General features: G+C 68.1%; 13 protein-coding genes. 5 read left to right on the top strand and 8 right to left on the bottom strand.

Annotation, left to right across the window (positions count from 1 at the left end; translation table 11 throughout):
* The first annotated feature begins 268 nt into the window (after nucleotides 1–268).
* From coxB to PKKP23_RS01620, 5 genes are all read left to right on the top strand, one after another.
* Nucleotides 269–1,441 carry a cytochrome c oxidase subunit II gene (gene coxB / locus PKKP23_RS01600; RefSeq protein WP_126875537.1) on the top strand — a complete coding sequence of 391 codons (1,173 nt, stop codon included), beginning with the start codon at nucleotides 269–271 and terminating at the stop codon, nucleotides 1,439–1,441.
* 79 nt (nucleotides 1,442–1,520) lie between these two features.
* The gene (gene ctaD, locus PKKP23_RS01605; RefSeq protein ID WP_240658672.1) at nucleotides 1,521–3,557 is read left to right on the top strand and encodes a cytochrome c oxidase subunit I; all 2,037 of its coding nucleotides are present in this window, start codon (nucleotides 1,521–1,523) and stop codon (nucleotides 3,555–3,557) included.
* A complete protein-coding gene (locus PKKP23_RS01610; protein WP_126875538.1) occupies nucleotides 3,554–4,195 on the top strand; it encodes a cytochrome c oxidase subunit 3 in 642 nt (213 codons plus the stop codon). The genes ctaD and PKKP23_RS01610 overlap by 4 nt, the downstream gene beginning before the upstream one ends.
* A gap of 76 nt (nucleotides 4,196–4,271) precedes the next feature.
* Nucleotides 4,272–4,865, top strand: coding sequence for a hypothetical protein (locus PKKP23_RS01615; protein ID WP_240658674.1), 594 nt, complete (start codon nucleotides 4,272–4,274; stop codon nucleotides 4,863–4,865).
* Between the two features lie 167 nt (nucleotides 4,866–5,032).
* Complete coding sequence (locus tag PKKP23_RS01620) at nucleotides 5,033–6,439, top strand: c-type cytochrome (protein WP_420873178.1); 1,407 nt, start codon at nucleotides 5,033–5,035, stop codon at nucleotides 6,437–6,439.
* A gap of 16 nt (nucleotides 6,440–6,455) precedes the next feature.
* On the opposite strand, the gene PKKP23_RS01625 is transcribed toward PKKP23_RS01620, so the two are convergent.
* From PKKP23_RS01625 to PKKP23_RS01660, 8 genes are all read right to left on the bottom strand, one after another.
* The gene (locus PKKP23_RS01625) at nucleotides 6,456–7,436 is read right to left on the bottom strand and encodes a UDP-glucuronic acid decarboxylase family protein (RefSeq protein ID WP_126875539.1); all 981 of its coding nucleotides are present in this window, start codon (nucleotides 7,434–7,436) and stop codon (nucleotides 6,456–6,458) included.
* A 64-nt stretch (nucleotides 7,437–7,500) separates the two neighbouring features.
* Nucleotides 7,501–8,472, bottom strand: coding sequence for a glycosyltransferase family 4 protein (locus PKKP23_RS01630; RefSeq protein WP_126875540.1), 972 nt, complete (start codon nucleotides 8,470–8,472; stop codon nucleotides 7,501–7,503).
* The gene (locus tag PKKP23_RS01635) at nucleotides 8,462–9,673 is read right to left on the bottom strand and encodes a glycosyltransferase family 9 protein (protein WP_240658696.1); all 1,212 of its coding nucleotides are present in this window, start codon (nucleotides 9,671–9,673) and stop codon (nucleotides 8,462–8,464) included. The genes PKKP23_RS01630 and PKKP23_RS01635 overlap by 11 nt, the downstream gene beginning before the upstream one ends.
* Nucleotides 9,674–9,780: 107 nt before the next feature.
* A complete protein-coding gene (locus tag PKKP23_RS01640) occupies nucleotides 9,781–10,767 on the bottom strand; it encodes a glycosyltransferase family 2 protein (protein WP_168724516.1) in 987 nt (328 codons plus the stop codon).
* Between the two features lie 221 nt (nucleotides 10,768–10,988).
* Nucleotides 10,989–12,752, bottom strand: a complete 1,764-nt coding sequence (locus PKKP23_RS01645; protein ID WP_126875542.1) for a carbamoyltransferase family protein — start codon at nucleotides 12,750–12,752, stop codon at nucleotides 10,989–10,991.
* 17 nt (nucleotides 12,753–12,769) lie between these two features.
* Nucleotides 12,770–14,068 carry a lipopolysaccharide heptosyltransferase II gene (waaF, locus tag PKKP23_RS01650; protein WP_126875543.1) on the bottom strand — a complete coding sequence of 433 codons (1,299 nt, stop codon included), beginning with the start codon at nucleotides 14,066–14,068 and terminating at the stop codon, nucleotides 12,770–12,772.
* Nucleotides 14,065–14,709, bottom strand: a complete 645-nt coding sequence (locus PKKP23_RS01655) for a D-glycero-alpha-D-manno-heptose-1,7-bisphosphate 7-phosphatase (RefSeq protein ID WP_126875544.1) — start codon at nucleotides 14,707–14,709, stop codon at nucleotides 14,065–14,067. Before PKKP23_RS01655 ends, waaF begins: the two co-directional genes overlap by 4 nt.
* On the bottom strand, nucleotides 14,706–16,028 hold the full coding sequence (locus PKKP23_RS01660; protein WP_126875545.1) for a glycosyltransferase family 4 protein: 1,323 nt from the start codon (nucleotides 16,026–16,028) through the stop codon (nucleotides 14,706–14,708). Before PKKP23_RS01660 ends, PKKP23_RS01655 begins: the two co-directional genes overlap by 4 nt.
* Between the last annotated feature and the right edge of the window lie 186 nt (nucleotides 16,029–16,214).

Here is a 16,214-nt window from a genome sequence, read left to right on the forward strand (position 1 = left end):
TTTGCAAATCCTTCCGTGCGCCTCGCCGGGCAAGTGCGAGAAAAAGTGCGAGAAAAATCGGCCGGTTGGCGCGGCAAGCCACAGGGAATTCTGGAGTCGCGCGGGACTTCGGTTCGTCTTCGCGCCGCGCAACAACCGTGGGCCGAATCTTGCTCTGCCATCGGGAATTGCTGCAATGAAGAGGCGGCACGCGGCGGCACGCCGCGATGCGCGCTGCCCCGTCGAGCCGAACGCAGCAAGCGAGGTGCAAGCTTGAGGGCGCTGCGGCATGAAGGAGCGAGTGAAGCAAACGGGCAACACGGCAGCGGCATGCGACGGCGGTGCGCAGCGGCTGCGCTGCATCGCTTTCGTGCGTGGCTTCGCAGTGGTGCGCCGCGTGCGTCGCAAGCCACGCAGACTGCCTGTGACGCTCGCAACGGCTGCGGCGGCCACAACGCCCGCTGCTGCCGCCGCAATCAGCGCACTGTGCATGACGGCCGCACGCGATGCGCGAGCGGCCCCGCTCAACTATTTTCTGCACGCGGCAGGCCCGGCGGCGCGACCGACGATGTACCTCGGCTGGGCGCTGGCGGCGCTCGTCACCGCGGTGATGGTCATTGTGGCCGCGCTGCTCGTCGTCGGCGTTGCAAAACGCCGCGCGCCCGCCGCGAACAACCGCTTGCCACCCGACGCGGGCGGCATGCAATGGATCTATATCGGCACCGGCATCTCGGCTGTGGCGCTGTTCGGCGCGCTCGTCTACATGCTCGTGACGCTCGATTCCGTGGCCGCGCCGTCGCGCCCGCCCGCGCTCACCGTCTCGGTCACCGCCTACGACTGGTGGTGGAAGGTCGACTACCGCGACCCCGCCAACCCGGCGCGCGACTTCGCGACGGCGAACGAAATCCACATACCGGTGGGCGAGCCCGTGAAGATCGAGCTACGCAGCGCCGACGTGATCCACGCGTTCTGGGTGCCGCAACTCGCAGGCAAGACCCAAACGATTCCGGGCCGTCTCAACGAGCAGTGGATCGAAGCCGATGCGCCCGGCGTTTATCGCGGCCAGTGCTCGCAGTTCTGCGGCGCGCAGCACGCGCACATGGCGTTCGAAGTGGTGGCCGAAGATCGCGCGGCGTTCGACGCCTGGTGGTCCGCACAAGCCGCGCCGCACGCCGCGGCAACGAGCACGGCGGCCCGCGCGGGCGCGCGCCTCTTCGAGGCTCGCTGTGCCGGCTGCCATACGGTGCGCGGTACACCCTCAGCGGGCGCGCAGGCGCCGGACCTGACGCACCTCGGTTCGCGGCGGCTCATCGCCGCGGGTGCGTTGAGCAACACGCCCGAGCATCAACTGGACTGGATACGCCACGCGCAGCGCATCAAGCCGGACGGGCTCATGCCTTCCATCGCGCTCAATGCGCAGGAGGCCGAGGCGCTCTCGGCGTATCTCGCCACGCTGCAATGACGAACGACGCAGGTAACCGGCACCCAACTGACGCAAAACCGAAGCAACACGAAACACACACCGAAGGAGCCGCAACACGATGCCAAACCCGCCCGATCACGCGTCTCGCGCCACGGTGTTCGCCGCCACGTCGGCGCCCGTGCTCGAGCGTCCGCTGCTGCGCGGACGCATCGAGGCGGGCAGCGCAGGCGAGAAGCGTCTGCTTGAACTCTGGGAAACGCGGCCCGGCTGGCGCGGCTGGCTTTCCACCGTCGATCACAAGACCATCGGTCTGCGTTACATCGTGACGGCGTTCGTGTTCCTGCTGCTGGGCGGCGTGGAGGCGCTCGTCATGCGCGTTCAACTGGCGCAGCCCAACATGCACGTGCTCACGCCGGAGCAATACAACCAGCTTTTCACGATGCATGGCGTGACGATGATCTTTCTCTACGCGTCGCCCGTGCTCTCCGGTTTCTCCAACTACCTGTGGCCGCTCGTGCTGGGCGCGCGCGACATGGCGTTTCCGCGGCTCAACGCGCTCTCCTACTGGCTGTATCTCTTCGCGGGCCTCTTCCTCTATTCGAGCTTCCCGCTAGGCCAGGCTCCGGACGCCGGCTGGTTCAACTACGTGCCGCTCTCCGGGCTCGAATACGCAAGCGGCCCGAACATCGACGTCTACGCGCTCGGCATGGTGCTGCTCGGCATCTCCACGACGGTGGGCGCCGCGAACTTCGTGGTCACGCTCATGCGAATGCGCGCGCACGGCATGTCGCTCAACCGCATACCGGTGCTCGTGTGGGGCACGTTGACGGCGTCGGCGGGCAACCTGCTCGCGGTGCCGTCGGTGAGCCTCGCGTTTTTCATGCTCTGGATGGACCGCCGCATCGGCACGCATTTCTTCGACGTGTTGAACGGCGGCCACGCGCTCTTGTGGCAACACCTGTTCTGGGTGTTCGCGCATCCGTGGGTGTATGTGGTGGTGCTGCCCGCCATGGGCATCGTCTCGGACGCGCTGCCCGTGTTCTGTCGCCGCCCGCTCGTGGGCTACACGCCGGTCGCGCTTTCCACCGTCATCACGATGGTGATCGGCTTCGTCGTGTGGATTCATCATATGTTCGCCACGGGCATCGCGCCGCTCGCGCTGTCGTTCTTCGGCACGGCGAGCATGGTGATCTCCATTCCGAGCGCGGTGGCGACCTTCGCGTGGATCGCGACCATCTGGACCGGCCGCCCCGTGTTTCGCGTGCCGTTCCTGTATTTCGCGGGCTTCGTGTTCCTGTTCGTGGTGGGCGGCGTATCGGGCGTGCTCACCGCGGCCGTGCCGCTCGACTGGCAACTCACGGACACCTACTTCGTGGTCGCGCATCTGCACTACGTGCTGCTGGGCATCAACGTGTTTCCGGTGATCGGCGGCCTCTATTTCTGGTTTCCGAAATTCACGGGCCGCATGATGAGCGAGCGGCTGGGGCGCTGGGGTTTCTGGACGCTCTTCGCGGGCTTCAACATCGCGTTCTTCCCGATGCATCTGGCGGGGCTGCTCGGCATGCCGCGGCGCATCTACACCTACGCGCCGGACATGGGCTGGAACACCGTGAACCTCATCACGTCGCTCGGCGCGTTCCTGTTCGCAGCGGGCGTGCTGCTTTTTCTCATCGACGTATTCGTGAGCCTGCGTCACGGCCAGCGCGCGGGCAACAACCCCTGGGACGCGCCCACGCTCGAATGGAGCGTGACCTCGCCGCCGCCGCCGTACAACTTCGCGGTGCTGCCCTTCGTGGCGAGCCGGCATCCGCTGTGGGAAAGCCGCATGGACGAACCGGACGCGCGTCATGCACGCTCGCAACTCGAAACCGGCTACGTGCTCTCCGAGGGACGCGAGGCGCTGGGCACGACAGCGCTCGACGCCCAGCCCGACGTGATCCTCAAGATGCCTGAAGACTCGTACGCGCCGTTTGCGCTGGGCGTGTTCGTCGCGCTCGTGTTCGCGGGCATGGGGTTCCGCGCGTGGGTGTTCACGGGGCTGATGGCGCTGGGCTGTGCGGTCTCCATCGTCGTGTGGCTGTGGCCGCGCCGGCAACTCGTGCAGCGCGAGCCGTATCGCGTCATGGGCGCAGGCAGCGGCGGGAGCGCGATATGAGCGACACGCTGCAAGACGCGCACACGCACGCGCCCGAGCCTCCCGTGCCGCTCACGTTGCCCGTGGGCAGCGCCGGCACGCGCGCGAGCGGCTGGTGGGGCTGCCTCACGATGATCGTGACCGAGGCGTCGCTCTTCGGCTATCTGATCTTTTCGTATCTCTATCTCGCGGTGCTGGACAAAGGACCGTGGCCGCCCGAGGGCCTGCCGAAGCTCGGCCTTGGCAGCCTGAACACGGTCATCCTGCTCGCGAGCAGCGGTGTGGTGTGGTTCGCCGAGCGCTGCGTGCGGCGCCGACGTCCGCGAACGGGCAGCGTGCTGCTCGGCGTGGCGGTGGTGCTGGGCCTCGTCTTCACGGGCATTCAGTTGAAGGAGTGGCACGACCATCCGTACGGACTCACCACGCACCTTTACGGCTCGCTCTATTTCACGCTCACGGGCTTTCACATGGCACACGTGGTGGTGGGCATCGTGGTGCTGGCATTCCTGCTGCTGTGGACGGCGCGCGGCTATTTCGACGACGCGCGTTGCGCGCCGCTCACCATCGGTTCGCTGTACTGGCACTTCGTGGATGCCGTGTGGCTCTTCATCTTCAGCACGATCTATCTCACGCCATATCTGTTCAGGGGGGCGACATGAACGGTCCGCAAGCATTTCATTTGCGCATTGACGCGCCGCACGCGGCGGCCGGTGCATCCACGGAGGAGGGACGGTGATGTCGGACAAGACCGGTTCTTACGGCTCCAGCCTGTTTCCACCACGGCAGAACGGCAAGGCGAGACTTGGGGCTGCGCAGACGCAAACGCAAACGCAGGGTAGCGGCATGACAGGCGGCGAACGGCACGAACCTCGCCGCGGCGCACCGCGTGAACAGCGCGGCACCGGCCTGCTCGCGTGGCTGGTCGGCATCTTCGCAGCGCCACTGGCGTGGGTGGGACAGACCTGCATTTCCGAGGCGCTCGCGGCGCAGGGCTGCGATCCCTACACGGGCGGGCTGGGCGTGGCGTCGTCGATGCGGTGGGCGTCGGCCGCGGTCGTGGTGCTGAGCGTGGTGTGTTTCGTCCTCGGCGCAGTGGGCACCTTCGTGGCGTGGCGAAACTGGCGGCGTAACAACGACGCCGTGCGATATGCGACAGCGCCGTCGACCCCGACGAGCGGCAGCGACGCGGGCCGCGTCATGCCGCCGCGTTGGGCCGAGCGCGACTGGTTCCTTGCGCGCGTGGGCGCGCTGTCGAGCACGCTGTTTCTGTTCGCGCTGATAGCGACAGACGTTGCCGTTGTGGTGGTTGCGCCATGCAGGACGTGGTAGAGCGGGCGCGTAATCACAACCCCGGCAACCCCGGCGAGGGCACGCGGCGCCGTATGGGCGCGGGCGGCACATGCGACGTGCGGCAGCGTTCGCGCGGTGGGTGCTCATCGAAGGGTGTCGGATTGCCGTGCGTGACTGTGGATGCACTGCGCCACAGCGGCAGTGCGATGGCGCGGGCGGCTGCGGTTGTGGCGATCGGATTCACGACGACCGTAGCGCCCCATGCCGATGCCGCGCAGAACACTTCAACTCATGCATCCGCAGTCCTGACAGCCATTTCAACCGCTTCAGCCGCCACCGCATCTCTCCCAGCGTCCGCTCCAGCCGACGACGCCAACACCAGACTGATCGCCCGCGGCGCCTATCTCGCCAAAGCCGCCGACTGCGCCGGCTGCCACACCGCGCCGCCGGGCAAAGCGCCCGCACAGCACGGCCACGCGCCCGCGCAGCCCGTCCCGTTCGCAGGCGGCCTCGGCATGGCCTCGCCGTTCGGCACGATCTATTCGTCCAACATCACGCCAGACCCGAACGCGGGCATTGGCCGCTACACCTACGACGACTTCGCCCGCGCCGTGCGCGAAGGCGTGGCGCCGGGCGGCAAGCGGCTCTATCCCGCCATGCCGTTCCCCTCGTTCTCGGGCATCAACGATGAGGACATGCACGCGCTCTACGCCTACTTCATGCACGGCGTGCAGCCTGTTTCCCTACCCGCGCCCGCAACGCGCCTGCCGTTTCCGTTCAATCAACGCTGGGCGCTCGGTTTGTGGTCGTGGGCCTTTGCGCCGCGTTCGCGCTTCGCGCCGCAACCGCAACGCGATGCGCTCGTGAACCGTGGCGCGTATCTCGTGCAGACGCTCGGTCACTGCGGCGCGTGCCACACGCCGCGCGGACCGGCTTACGAGGAACGCGGCTACAACGAAGGCGATCCGCTGTACCTCACGGGCGGCACCAACGACAACTGGTTCGCGCCGAACCTCACGGGCGACCCGGGCTCCGGGCTGGGCCGCGTGAGCCGCGAGCAGATCGCGGCGTTTCTGAAAGCAGGCCACGGCGGTGGGCTATCGCCCTTCGGCAGCATGGTGCAGGTGGTGGAAGACAGCACGCAGTACCTCGACGACGAAGACCTCGACGCGATTGCCGCGTATCTGAAGAGCCTGCCCGCACGGCAGCCTTATGGCCGCTACAGCCCGCAGTCGATCGCCGCGCAGCAGTCGGTGCGCGCACTGAAGACGGGCGAGATCGAGCGGCCCGGCGCAGGCCTCTATCAGTCGTACTGCGCGCGCTGCCACCAGGCGGACGGCGTGGGCGTGGCGAACAAGTATCCGCGGCTTGCGGGCAACCCGGTCGTGTTGTCGCCGCACGTGACGTCACTTGTGCGGCTGCTCGTGGAAGGCGGACGCAGCCCGGACACGCAAGAGGGTCCGCAGCCGCACCGCATGCCGTCGTTCGCCGGACACCTCACGAGCACAGAGATGGCCCGCGTGCTCACGTTCGTGCGCACCGCGTGGGGTAACGACGCGCCGCCCGTAACGCCGCACGACGTGCGTTCCGTGCGGGCGGCGATTCATAAGTAACGTCCAGACCCATCGCTTAAACCACGTGCGACCCGATCTCCCGTGCCGCTTCGATGCACGCCCGGAAATAGCGCGCCGTCGCACCCAGGCCGTCTTCGAGCGACGTCGATGGCTGCCAGCCGAGCTTCGCGGCAGCAAGCGAGATGTCGGGCTGGCGATGCCACGGGTCGTCGGCCGGCAGCGGACGGTAGACGATCTTCGACGTGGACCCTGTCGCCGCGATCACGCGTCTGGCCAGCAGCAGCATCGTGATCTCTTCGGGATTGCCGAGGTTCACCGGGCCGCACAGGTCGTCGGGTGCATTCATGAACCGGATGAACGCGTCCACCATGTCGTCCACGTAGCAGAGCGAGCGCGTCTGCGATCCGTCGCCGTACACCGTGAGCGGAACGCCTGCCAGCGCCTGCATCATGAAGTTCGAGACCACGCGGCCATCCGCGGGATGCATGCGCGGCCCGTACGTGTTGAAGATGCGCGCCACGCGAATGGAGAGCCCGTGCTGGCGGTGATAGTCGAAGAAGAGCGTCTCCGCGCAGCGCTTGCCTTCGTCGTAGCACGAGCGCGGGCCGATGGGATTCACGTGGCCCCAGTAGTCTTCCGTCTGCGGATGCACGCGTGCGTCGCCGTACACCTCGCTCGTGGATGCCTGAAAAATCTTCGCCTTCACGCGCTTGGCGAGCCCCAGCATGTTGATGGAGCCGTGCACGCTGGTCTTGGTGGTCTGCACCGGGTCGTGCTGGTAATGCACCGGCGAGGCCGGGCACGCCAGGTTGTAGATCTCGTCCACCTCCACGTAGAGCGGGAACGTGATGTCGTGGCGCATCAATTCGAAATTCGGGCAGTCCAGCAGATGCGCCACGTTTTCGCGCGTGCCCGTGTAGAAGTTGTCGACGCAGAGCACGTCGTGGCCTTGCGTCACAAGCTTTTCGCACAAATGCGAGCCGAGAAACCCGGCCCCGCCCGTGACCAGAATGCGTTTGCGCAACGGATCTTTCATCGACATGCTCCTTGCTCGCGGCACGCGCCGCGTGTGTGCCTTCTCTCGCTAAAGCGAGCCGCTTCTACGCCGCCACGGCGCGCAGCGCCTCGTCCCAGTCGCGCGCGAAGCGTTCAATGGAAAAGCGCTCCAGCGCCGTGTGACGCGCGCCGTCGCCCAGCCGCTTCGCTTCGGCCGGGTCGTGCAGCAGCACGCGCATGGCCTGCACGAGCTGCGTGGGGTCGGTGTGCACGAAGCCGTTCTCCCCGTTGCGAATCACGCTGGCAAGCTCCGTGGTGGCAAGGCCGATCACGGGCATGCCGATCGTCATGGCCTCCACGACGGAAAGGCCCAGGCTCGTCCAGCGGATGGGGTTGAAGAAGAAGCGATAGGGCGCAATGGTGGCCGCCAGATCGAGGTTGCCGATCTCGCCCAGGCCACCCAGTTCGTCGGACTGCATGCCCACCAGGTCGAGCGGCACCTCCTCGCGCAACGCGGCGTACACGTCTGCGCCGAGGCGCCGCCCGCGCTTCGCGAGATGGTTCACCACCACGATGCCGCGCGCGCGCTCGCCGCTGTAGCGCACGTGCGGCGGCACCACGACGCCGTGCTCGATCACGCGCGCGGGCGTTCTGCCGCTGTCCCACATGAGCCGGTTGAAGTGCGTGACGTGCACGAGCAGCGTGCCCGGATCGTCCACCCAATGCGGCTGCTGGAACGGGTTCGTCTGCGGCGGATCGTGTTCCAGATAGATGCGCGGCAGCGCCTGCTGCTCGCCCGAAAGCAGCGCGTGCCGATCGTCTTGCCAGTGCAGCCGATGCTGGTAGAGCACCACGTCGAAGCGATGGGCCGCCACTTCGCCGGCCGGCACCTCGTGCACGTTCGGGCCCCACGGCAGCACGCCCACGCGGCCCGCGTAGCCGGGCGGGTTGCCCGGCTTCGTCACGAGATAGAAGTCGTGCGGCGCCTGTGTGAGGTAGTAGAGGTAGTTGCCGTGCACGTGCCAGGTCAGCACGCGCAGCCTTCTTTCGGCGCGGTGAACGCTGTTATCGGACATGGCGGGCTTCCTTCGTGGGGGCGGGCGACGCCGCTGAAACGAGCGCGGTGGACGTTGCGCGCAGCGAGCCCGCGTGCAGCCGCTCGGTCGCCGGCTTGGATGCATCGCATGCCGGGGCGCAGGTGGCGGGAGTCGCTGCGTTCGCTGCATCGTCGCCCGTATCCTGCGCGTCAGCGGCGTCGGGCCATGCATCGCCCGCTTGCGCCAGCGCCTGCGCCGCTCGCGCAAGCTGTTCGCGCGCCGCATCCACCACGTTCTCCACCGAAACATTGAGCGCACACGGATGACCGTACGGGCAGTCGCGATACATGCAGGGCCGGCAGGCAGGCCAGTCCGCGAGCACGCGATGGCGTTCGCTGTCGAGCGGCGCCCAGCGCCGCGTATCGCTGCCCGACGCCACGACCACGCTCGCGGTTTTCATCGCCGCGGCCACGTGCGAGATGCCCGTGTCGTTGCACACCACGAGTCGCGCGCGCGACACCAGCACAGCGAGACCACCGAGCGACGTTTTGCCCGCCAGATGCAGCGCGGGCGCCGTCATCGCGCCGAGCACGGCGCCCGTGAGCGGCAATTCGGCTTCGCTGCCCGTGATGGCCACCTGGTAGCCGGCGTCGGCCAGCGCATCGGCCACCGCGGCGAAGCGTACGGCGGGCCAGCGCCGCGACGGCAACTGTGCGCCGGGATGAATCAGCACGAGCCGCTCGGGCTCGATGTGGCAGCTTGCGGCCAGCGCCGCGTATTCGTCGCGGTCGGCGTGCGTCACGGGAATGGAGAGCGCGGCGTCGTCGGCGGGCAGGCCGAGCGCGTGCATGAGCGCGAGATAACGCAGCGGCTCCGGCAACTGCTCGGGCCACGGAATGAAGCAGCCGGCCAGCTGATGCGTTTCTTCGGGCGGCACGAAGCCCGCGCACGCGGCAGCGCCCAGATTGAATACGACGCCGTTCGAGCGGCTGCCGCTGCCGTGCAACTGGATGGCCAGATCGAAGTGGCGCGCGCGCATCTGCGCGTAGAAGACGGGCAGCGCGGTGCTGGTCTGCTCCTGTTCGACGAAGCCGGGCGCGCCCGGAAACGGCACGAATTCATCGACGAGTTCCGCGTAGCGCGAGGCAAACGCACGCGCCCACGGCAGGCCGATCAGCGTGATCTGCGCAGAAGGCCACGCGCGCCGCATGGCGCGCAGCGCGGGCACGGCACACAGCATGTCGCCCAGTTGCAGCGCGCGAAACACCGCCACGCGGCGCGGTGCAACAGCACGCAGCGCGAGCGTTCTGGAGGCTTGCGCGCTGGAGCGATAAGAGCCAGGCGGAGTCAGAGAAACCATACGCGGTACCTGAACGCGCCGTACAAGCGCCAATAGAGGGAGAGGAACGGAATGAGCACGGACGTCCACGCCATTTCAGCGATGTGGCGCCAGCGGTGGCTCGTGCCGTTCATCCGACGCACGAAGAACGTGAGCGTGAACGCGAACCACACGGCGGCGCCGCAAGCCGCCAATTCCACGACGCCTGCCAGCGCGCCCGCCAGGGCGAGCCATGCGCCCGCGGCAATCGCGTAGTAATGCAGCGGCGGCCAGCGGCGAATGCGCTGCCGGTATAGCTCCGGATGCTTGCTGTACAGCAGCGCTTCGAACTGCGCCTTGCGCTGCTGCGCGATGCTCACGCCCCAGGGCGCGGGCCGCACGGGATGCACGACCACGGCGCCGCGCGCATGCTCAACGCGCCCGCCCGCGCGCATGATCGAAAACTGCAGGTCCGAGTCTTCGCGCCAGGCCTGCGTGAAACGTTCGTCGAAGCCGCCGGTTTGATGAAGGAACGCACGCGTAACGAACGCGTTGGCCGTGGCGAACTCGGCCACGGTGAGGCCGGCTGCGTCCGCTTCGTAGTCGGTGGGGCGCGTGGGCAGCGGCACCACGATGTCGCCGCAGGCAGCCGCCGCGCCGCTCGCGGACATGGCTTCGCGGCCCGCCGAAAGCCAGTGCGGGTCGGGCACGGTGTCGTCGTCGGTGAAGGCGATGAGCGGGGCGTGCGCCGCGCGCCAGCCCGCGTTGCGGGCGCCCGCCGGGCCCTGGGTTCGCGTGACCGGCACGTAGCGCACCACGAGGCCGCGCGCACGAGCCGTGTCGGCGGTGCGTTCGACGAGCGCGCGCGTGTCGTCGTCCGGCCCATCGTCGCAGACGATGATCTCGTAGCGCGTGGGATCGTAGTCCTGCGCCACGAGCGCGTTGAGGCAGTTTTCGAGCAACGCCGCGCGCCTGTAGGTGGGCACGACCACCGAGAGGTCGGGCCGCGCGGGCATGGCCTGCGCGGCGGGGCGCAGGGGTTCTGCGGTGGCGGCGGGCGTTGGGGCTGCAAGCATCTCGGCTGCAAGCGTCCCGGCCGCGTCATGCGACGTTGCCGTGGGCACCGTCTCGGCTGTGGCTCCAGCTTCGGCACGAACGCCGGGCGGAACCTCGGGCTGAACCTCGGCCTCCACCGCCCGCAACTGAACCGGCGCGACGCCGCCGCGTGCGGGCGGCGTCATCGTTGGCCTCCGTTCTTGGTAACAAGGAATGGACCGATCACAAGCGCATCCAGCGGCGACGTCCAGAACGATTCGACCGCATCGCGCGGCGAATTCACCATCGGCTCGCCCCGCGTGTTGAACGACGTGTTGACGAGCACGGGCGCGCCGGTGCGCTGACGGAACGCGTCGAGCAGGTCGTAATAGAGCGGATGCTGGCGGCGGTTGATGGTCTGCACGCGCGCCGTGCCGTCCACGTGGCGCACGGCGGGAATGCGGTCGGCGCGGTCGGGCCGGATGTCGAACACGAACAGCATGAACGGCGCCACGCGCGCGCCCACGAACCAGTCCGCCGCGTGCTCTTCCATCACGACGGGCGCCACGGGGCGGAAGTCTTCGCGGTCTTTGATCTCGTTGAGTTTGGCCTGCATGCCGGGGTCGAGCGGCGAAGCCAGAATGGAGCGCGCGCCCAGCGCGCGCGGCCCGAATTCCGTGCGGCCCTGATACCAGCCGATCACGTTGCCGTCCGCGAGCAATGCGGCGGTTTCACCCGCGATGTCATCGAGGCGGCGGAACGGCAGCTTGCTCCAGCGCAGAAACTGTTCGATCTCGTCGTCGGGCCATGCAGGCCCCAGGTACGCGTGATCCATGCGCCAGTGGCGGCGCTCGCTTCCCGCGCCGCCAGCGTTCCCCTTGCCGGCGCGTTCGCGCCAGTCGGTCCAGAGCGCCGCACCCAGCGCCGTGCCGGCGTCGCCCGCCGCGGGCTGCACCCAGACTTCCTTGAACGGACCCTGGTCGCGCACCTTCGAATTCATGACGCAGTTGAGCGCCACGCCGCCCGCCATGCAGAGATTCGGCAAACCGGTCTGTTGATGCAGCCAGTTCGCAAGCTGCAATACGGTCTCTTCGAGCACGCGCTGCAACGAGCACGCAATGTCGAAGTGGCGTTGCTCGAGCGGGCCGCCGCGCTCGCGCGCTGGGCCGAAGCGGTCGACGAGGCGCGGCGCGTCCACGGTGTACGTGCCGTCGCTGCGGTAACGCACGATGCCGCGGAAATAGTCCACATAGGCGGGCTTTCCGTAGGCGGCGAGCGCCATCACCTTGTACTCGTCCGACGAGTGCAGAAAGCCGAGCCAACTCGTGACCGCTTCATAGAGCAGCCCCAGCGAGTGAGGCAACTCCACCTGCCGCAGACGCGTGTATTCGCCGTCCACGAATTTGCCGAGACTCGTGGTGACGCCTTCGCCGCGGCCGTCCATGGTGAGCACGGCGGAGTCTTCGAAGGGCGCGGCGAGAAATGCGCTCGCCTCGTGCGCGAGGTGGTGTTCCACGAAGTGCCACTGGAAGCCGTTCTCGCGGTCCACGCCCTTGAAGCGCTTCATGAGGTGATGCGGCGCGCCGTCGAGCAATTGCGCCTTCGCATTCACGATGTAGCTCAGAAACAGCGGGTCCCACGGGGACTCCGACGAGTTCGTGAGCTTGCGCTTCGTGGGGTGAAACGGCAGCTCGATGGTGAGCGCCTCGTGCTTCGGCATGCCGGGAAAGAGCGAGGGGTCGTACGAGTACGCCACGTGATCGACGTCGGCGAGCGTGATGCCGGCGTCCTTGAGGCTGAAGTCGATGGCGTCGTAGGGCAATTGCCACGTCGAGAAAGGCACCGGGCGCTTGGCATGCTTCACGTGGGTGAAGCGCTCGTCCTCGGCGGCGGCGAGCACGACGCCGTCGCGCAGCAACGCAGCGGCGCTGTCGTGATAGACGGCATTGATTCCGAGTGTGTACATGGCGCGAGTCCGGACGTTCAGGAGGTTTTCGGGAACCGGGCCAGCACGGCGGCTTCGCCGGGCCAGCGGGTGGCTTTGACGGGCAGCGGCCCGGTGGTGTCGCGCGGCGCGGGGCGCGCAGCCGAAGCCAGCGACGGAGGGGAGAGACGCGGCGCCGCAAGCTGCAACGCCGCTTCGGCCACTTCGGCGGCGGGCACGCCGAGCAGGCACGCATGGTGTCCCTCGGGGCAGACGCTGCGATAGCACCAGCGGCACGCCACGTCATGGAACAGCACGCGGCTCGGCGTTTGCCATGGCGTGTGCTGCGGATTCGTGAGCGCGTAGAGATCCACCACCGGCGTGCCGAGTGCCGCGGCGATATGCACGGGCCCCGTGTTGTTCGAGACCAGCACGGCGGCGCGTTCCAGCAGCGCCGCAAGCTGGCCGAGCGTGAGCAGGCCCGAGAGATCGCAGAGATAGCGGCGCACGCTTGCGCGCGTGGCGCTCGCCACGCGCTGCACCGTCTCGCGTTCTTCCACGCCGCCCGTGAGCAGAACAGGGCAGCGCAGTTGCGCCGCGATGTGCGAGGCCACTTCGCCGAAACGCTCCGGCGGATACCGACGCGAGGCGCTGCTCGCGCCCGCATGCAGCACGACGCACGGCGTGCCGGGACGCACGCCGTGCGTGGCGAGCAGGGCATCGAGCGCGTGACGGTCTTCGTCCGCTACGGCGAAGCGCATGCGCGTGTCGGCGGTGGTGGCGGCGGTGGCGGCCCTTGCGCCCACGTGCTCGACCAGCGCGAGTTGCCGCTCCACTTCGTGGCGCACGTGCTGCTGGGGTTCTTTCTCCTGGGCCCAATCCGTGAGCAGGTGGTAGGGGTTTTCACGGCACCAGGCGAGCCGCCGCGGAATGCCCGCGAGGTAGCACATCAGCGCGGCCGGCAACGGGTTCTGGCTATAGACGGTGAAGATCACGGCGGCGTCGAAGCGGCCGGCTTCCAGCGCGCGGCGCATCTGCAGGTCCGTCTGCGCAGAAGGCTCGGCCTGGCCGCTCACCCAGGGCGCGTCGTAGCGGATCACTTCGTCCACGTCGGGCAGATACGGCGCCATCTGCGCGCCTGCCGACGACGCCAGCAGCGTGAGCTGCCGCCCCGGCCCGGCCTCGCGCAACGCGCGCATGGCCGGGGTGGTCATGAGCACGTCGCCCAGGTTGTCGAGCCGCACACACAGAATGCGCCGCACCTCTGGCCCCCAGACGGCAGCTGGCCGCGCTGCGGGCACGAAGGCGTGCGGCGCGGTGGGCAGCACGGAAAACGTGAACGTCTTCGCGCGGTTCATCCCACGCTCCCCAGGCTCAGCCCGCGGTCCGCTACGTCTGCAAGCGGTGCCATGCGTTCCTGGCGGGCGCGTGCTTCCACGATGGTGAGTGCGGCGCCGTAGAGGTCGCGGGTGCGGGCATGCGGCACGCGGTGAGGGCCAGGCCGCCACTCGGTTTCGTGGCCGTTGTCGAGCAGGATGGAACGGCACCCCGCGCGATTGCCGGCCTCCACGTCGTCCAGGATGTCGCCCACGAACCAGCTCGAGGCAAGGTCGATGGCGTGCTCGCGCGCGGCCCGCAGCAACATGCCCGGCGCGGGCTTGCGGCAACGGCAGTGGCGCGTGTAGCGCGCGACGATGCCGTCGGGATGATGCGGGCACCAGTACGCGGCCGTGAGTTCCGCGCCGCAGGTGCCGAACATGCGGGCCAGCTGCATCTGCACGCCGCGCAGCGCCGTGAGGGCAAACATGCCGTGCGCCACGCCGGGCTGGTTGCTGACGACGATCAGCTTGAACCCATGCGCGGCGAGCAGCGCGAGTGCTTCGCGCGTGCCGCTGGTAAAGCGCATGTGCGACGGATCGACGTTGTACGGCACGTCTTCCAGCAGCGTGCCGTCCTTGTCGAGAAACACCGCCGCGTGGCGTGTATCGAGTCCGTTCACGCGAATGAGCCTCCGCTGGCAGCCTGGGTCATAGCCTGGGCCATAGCCCGAGTGGCCGTTTCGCGCGACGCCCCGACGTGCTCGGCTTCGCCGGACAGTTCGGCCACGCGGCGGTACACGCGCAGCAGCGCCTCGCTCACGCCGCGCCAGGTGAATTGCGTCTTGGCGCGCGCCATGCCGGCTTCGCCCATGCGCCGCGCGAGCGCCGGGTTGCGCACGAGCGTATGGATGCGTGCCGCGAGCGCATCGGGGTCGCGTGGCGGTACGAGGAAGCCGGTTTCGCCGTCGAGCACGGTGGAGCGGATGCCGCCCACGTCCGCACCGATCACCGGCGTGCCGCAGGCCATCGCCTCCACGGGCGTAATGCCGAACGGCTCGTACCACGGCGTGGTGACGAAGACATCCGCGGCGCTATAGAAGTAGCGCAGTTGCGCGCGTCCGCGCCGGCCCACAAAGGTCGTGCGGTCTTCCACGCCGCATTGGTGCGCAATGCCGCGCAGCCGCGCGATTTCCGGCGTCGCGATTTCGTTGGGCGCATCCGCGTTGCCGCCCACCACGTAGAGGTGCGCGTCCGATTCATAACGCTGGCGCAGCACGCCCATGCCGCGCACCACGTTTTCGATGCCCTTGCGCGGCACGAGCCGTCCCAGTTGCAGCACCGTGAAGCGGTCCTGCGGCCAGCCCAGCGCTTCGCGCGCGGCGCGGCGCGATACCGGCCGCAACTCGGCGGTGTCGAAGCCGCACGGAATCACGTCGATGCGTTGCGGGTCTGCGCCGTAGAGGTCGATCAGGTCGGCCTCGTCCTGCGGGCATTCGGCGATGATCGTGTCCGCCTCGCGCACGAGTTCGTCTTCAATGGCGAAGCGCTCGTCGGGAAAGCCGTCGTCCGCGCCTTGATGCAGGCGGCGCACGCGGCCCAGCGCATGGAACGTCATGACGAGCGGTATGCCGAGCGCGGCCTTTGTCTTCAGCGCGGCGAGGCCTGACATGAAGAAATTCGCGTGCAGCACGTCGTAAGGCCGGCTCTCGCCGCGGCAGAAACCTGTGAGGAAATCGGCGAATTCGCCCATCCACGGCAGCAGTTCTTCCTTCGGCAACTGCATGGGCGGCCCGGCCGGCACGTGCACGACGCGCACGCCGTCCATATTCGAGACGAGCGGCAGCAGGGCTCGGTCGCGGCGCGTGAACACGTCAACCTGGTGGCCGGCCTTGTGAAGCTGGCGGGCCACGTGTGCGACGTAGATGTTCTGACCGCCGCTATCGACACCGCCGGCTACGGCGAGCGGAGAAGCGTGTTCACTGATGAGGGCGACTTTCATCGAATCTCCTTCGCGGATGGCTCTCTTGTGTTCGAACGGGACCGGCTTTGAGCGCGCGGGCCGGGCCTTATTTGGACGTTTGGGACGTTTGGCTCGGCGCCGCGCGTAGGGAAATCGACGGCCGTGTATGAACCAGGGATTCAGCACGCCGTGTGCCCATCGCGGCCTGGCGAAGGCGTGAACGCG

Source organism: Paraburkholderia kururiensis JCM 10599 = LMG 19447 (assembly GCF_003986935.1).
Classification (GTDB): domain Bacteria; phylum Pseudomonadota; class Gammaproteobacteria; order Burkholderiales; family Burkholderiaceae; genus Paraburkholderia; species Paraburkholderia kururiensis.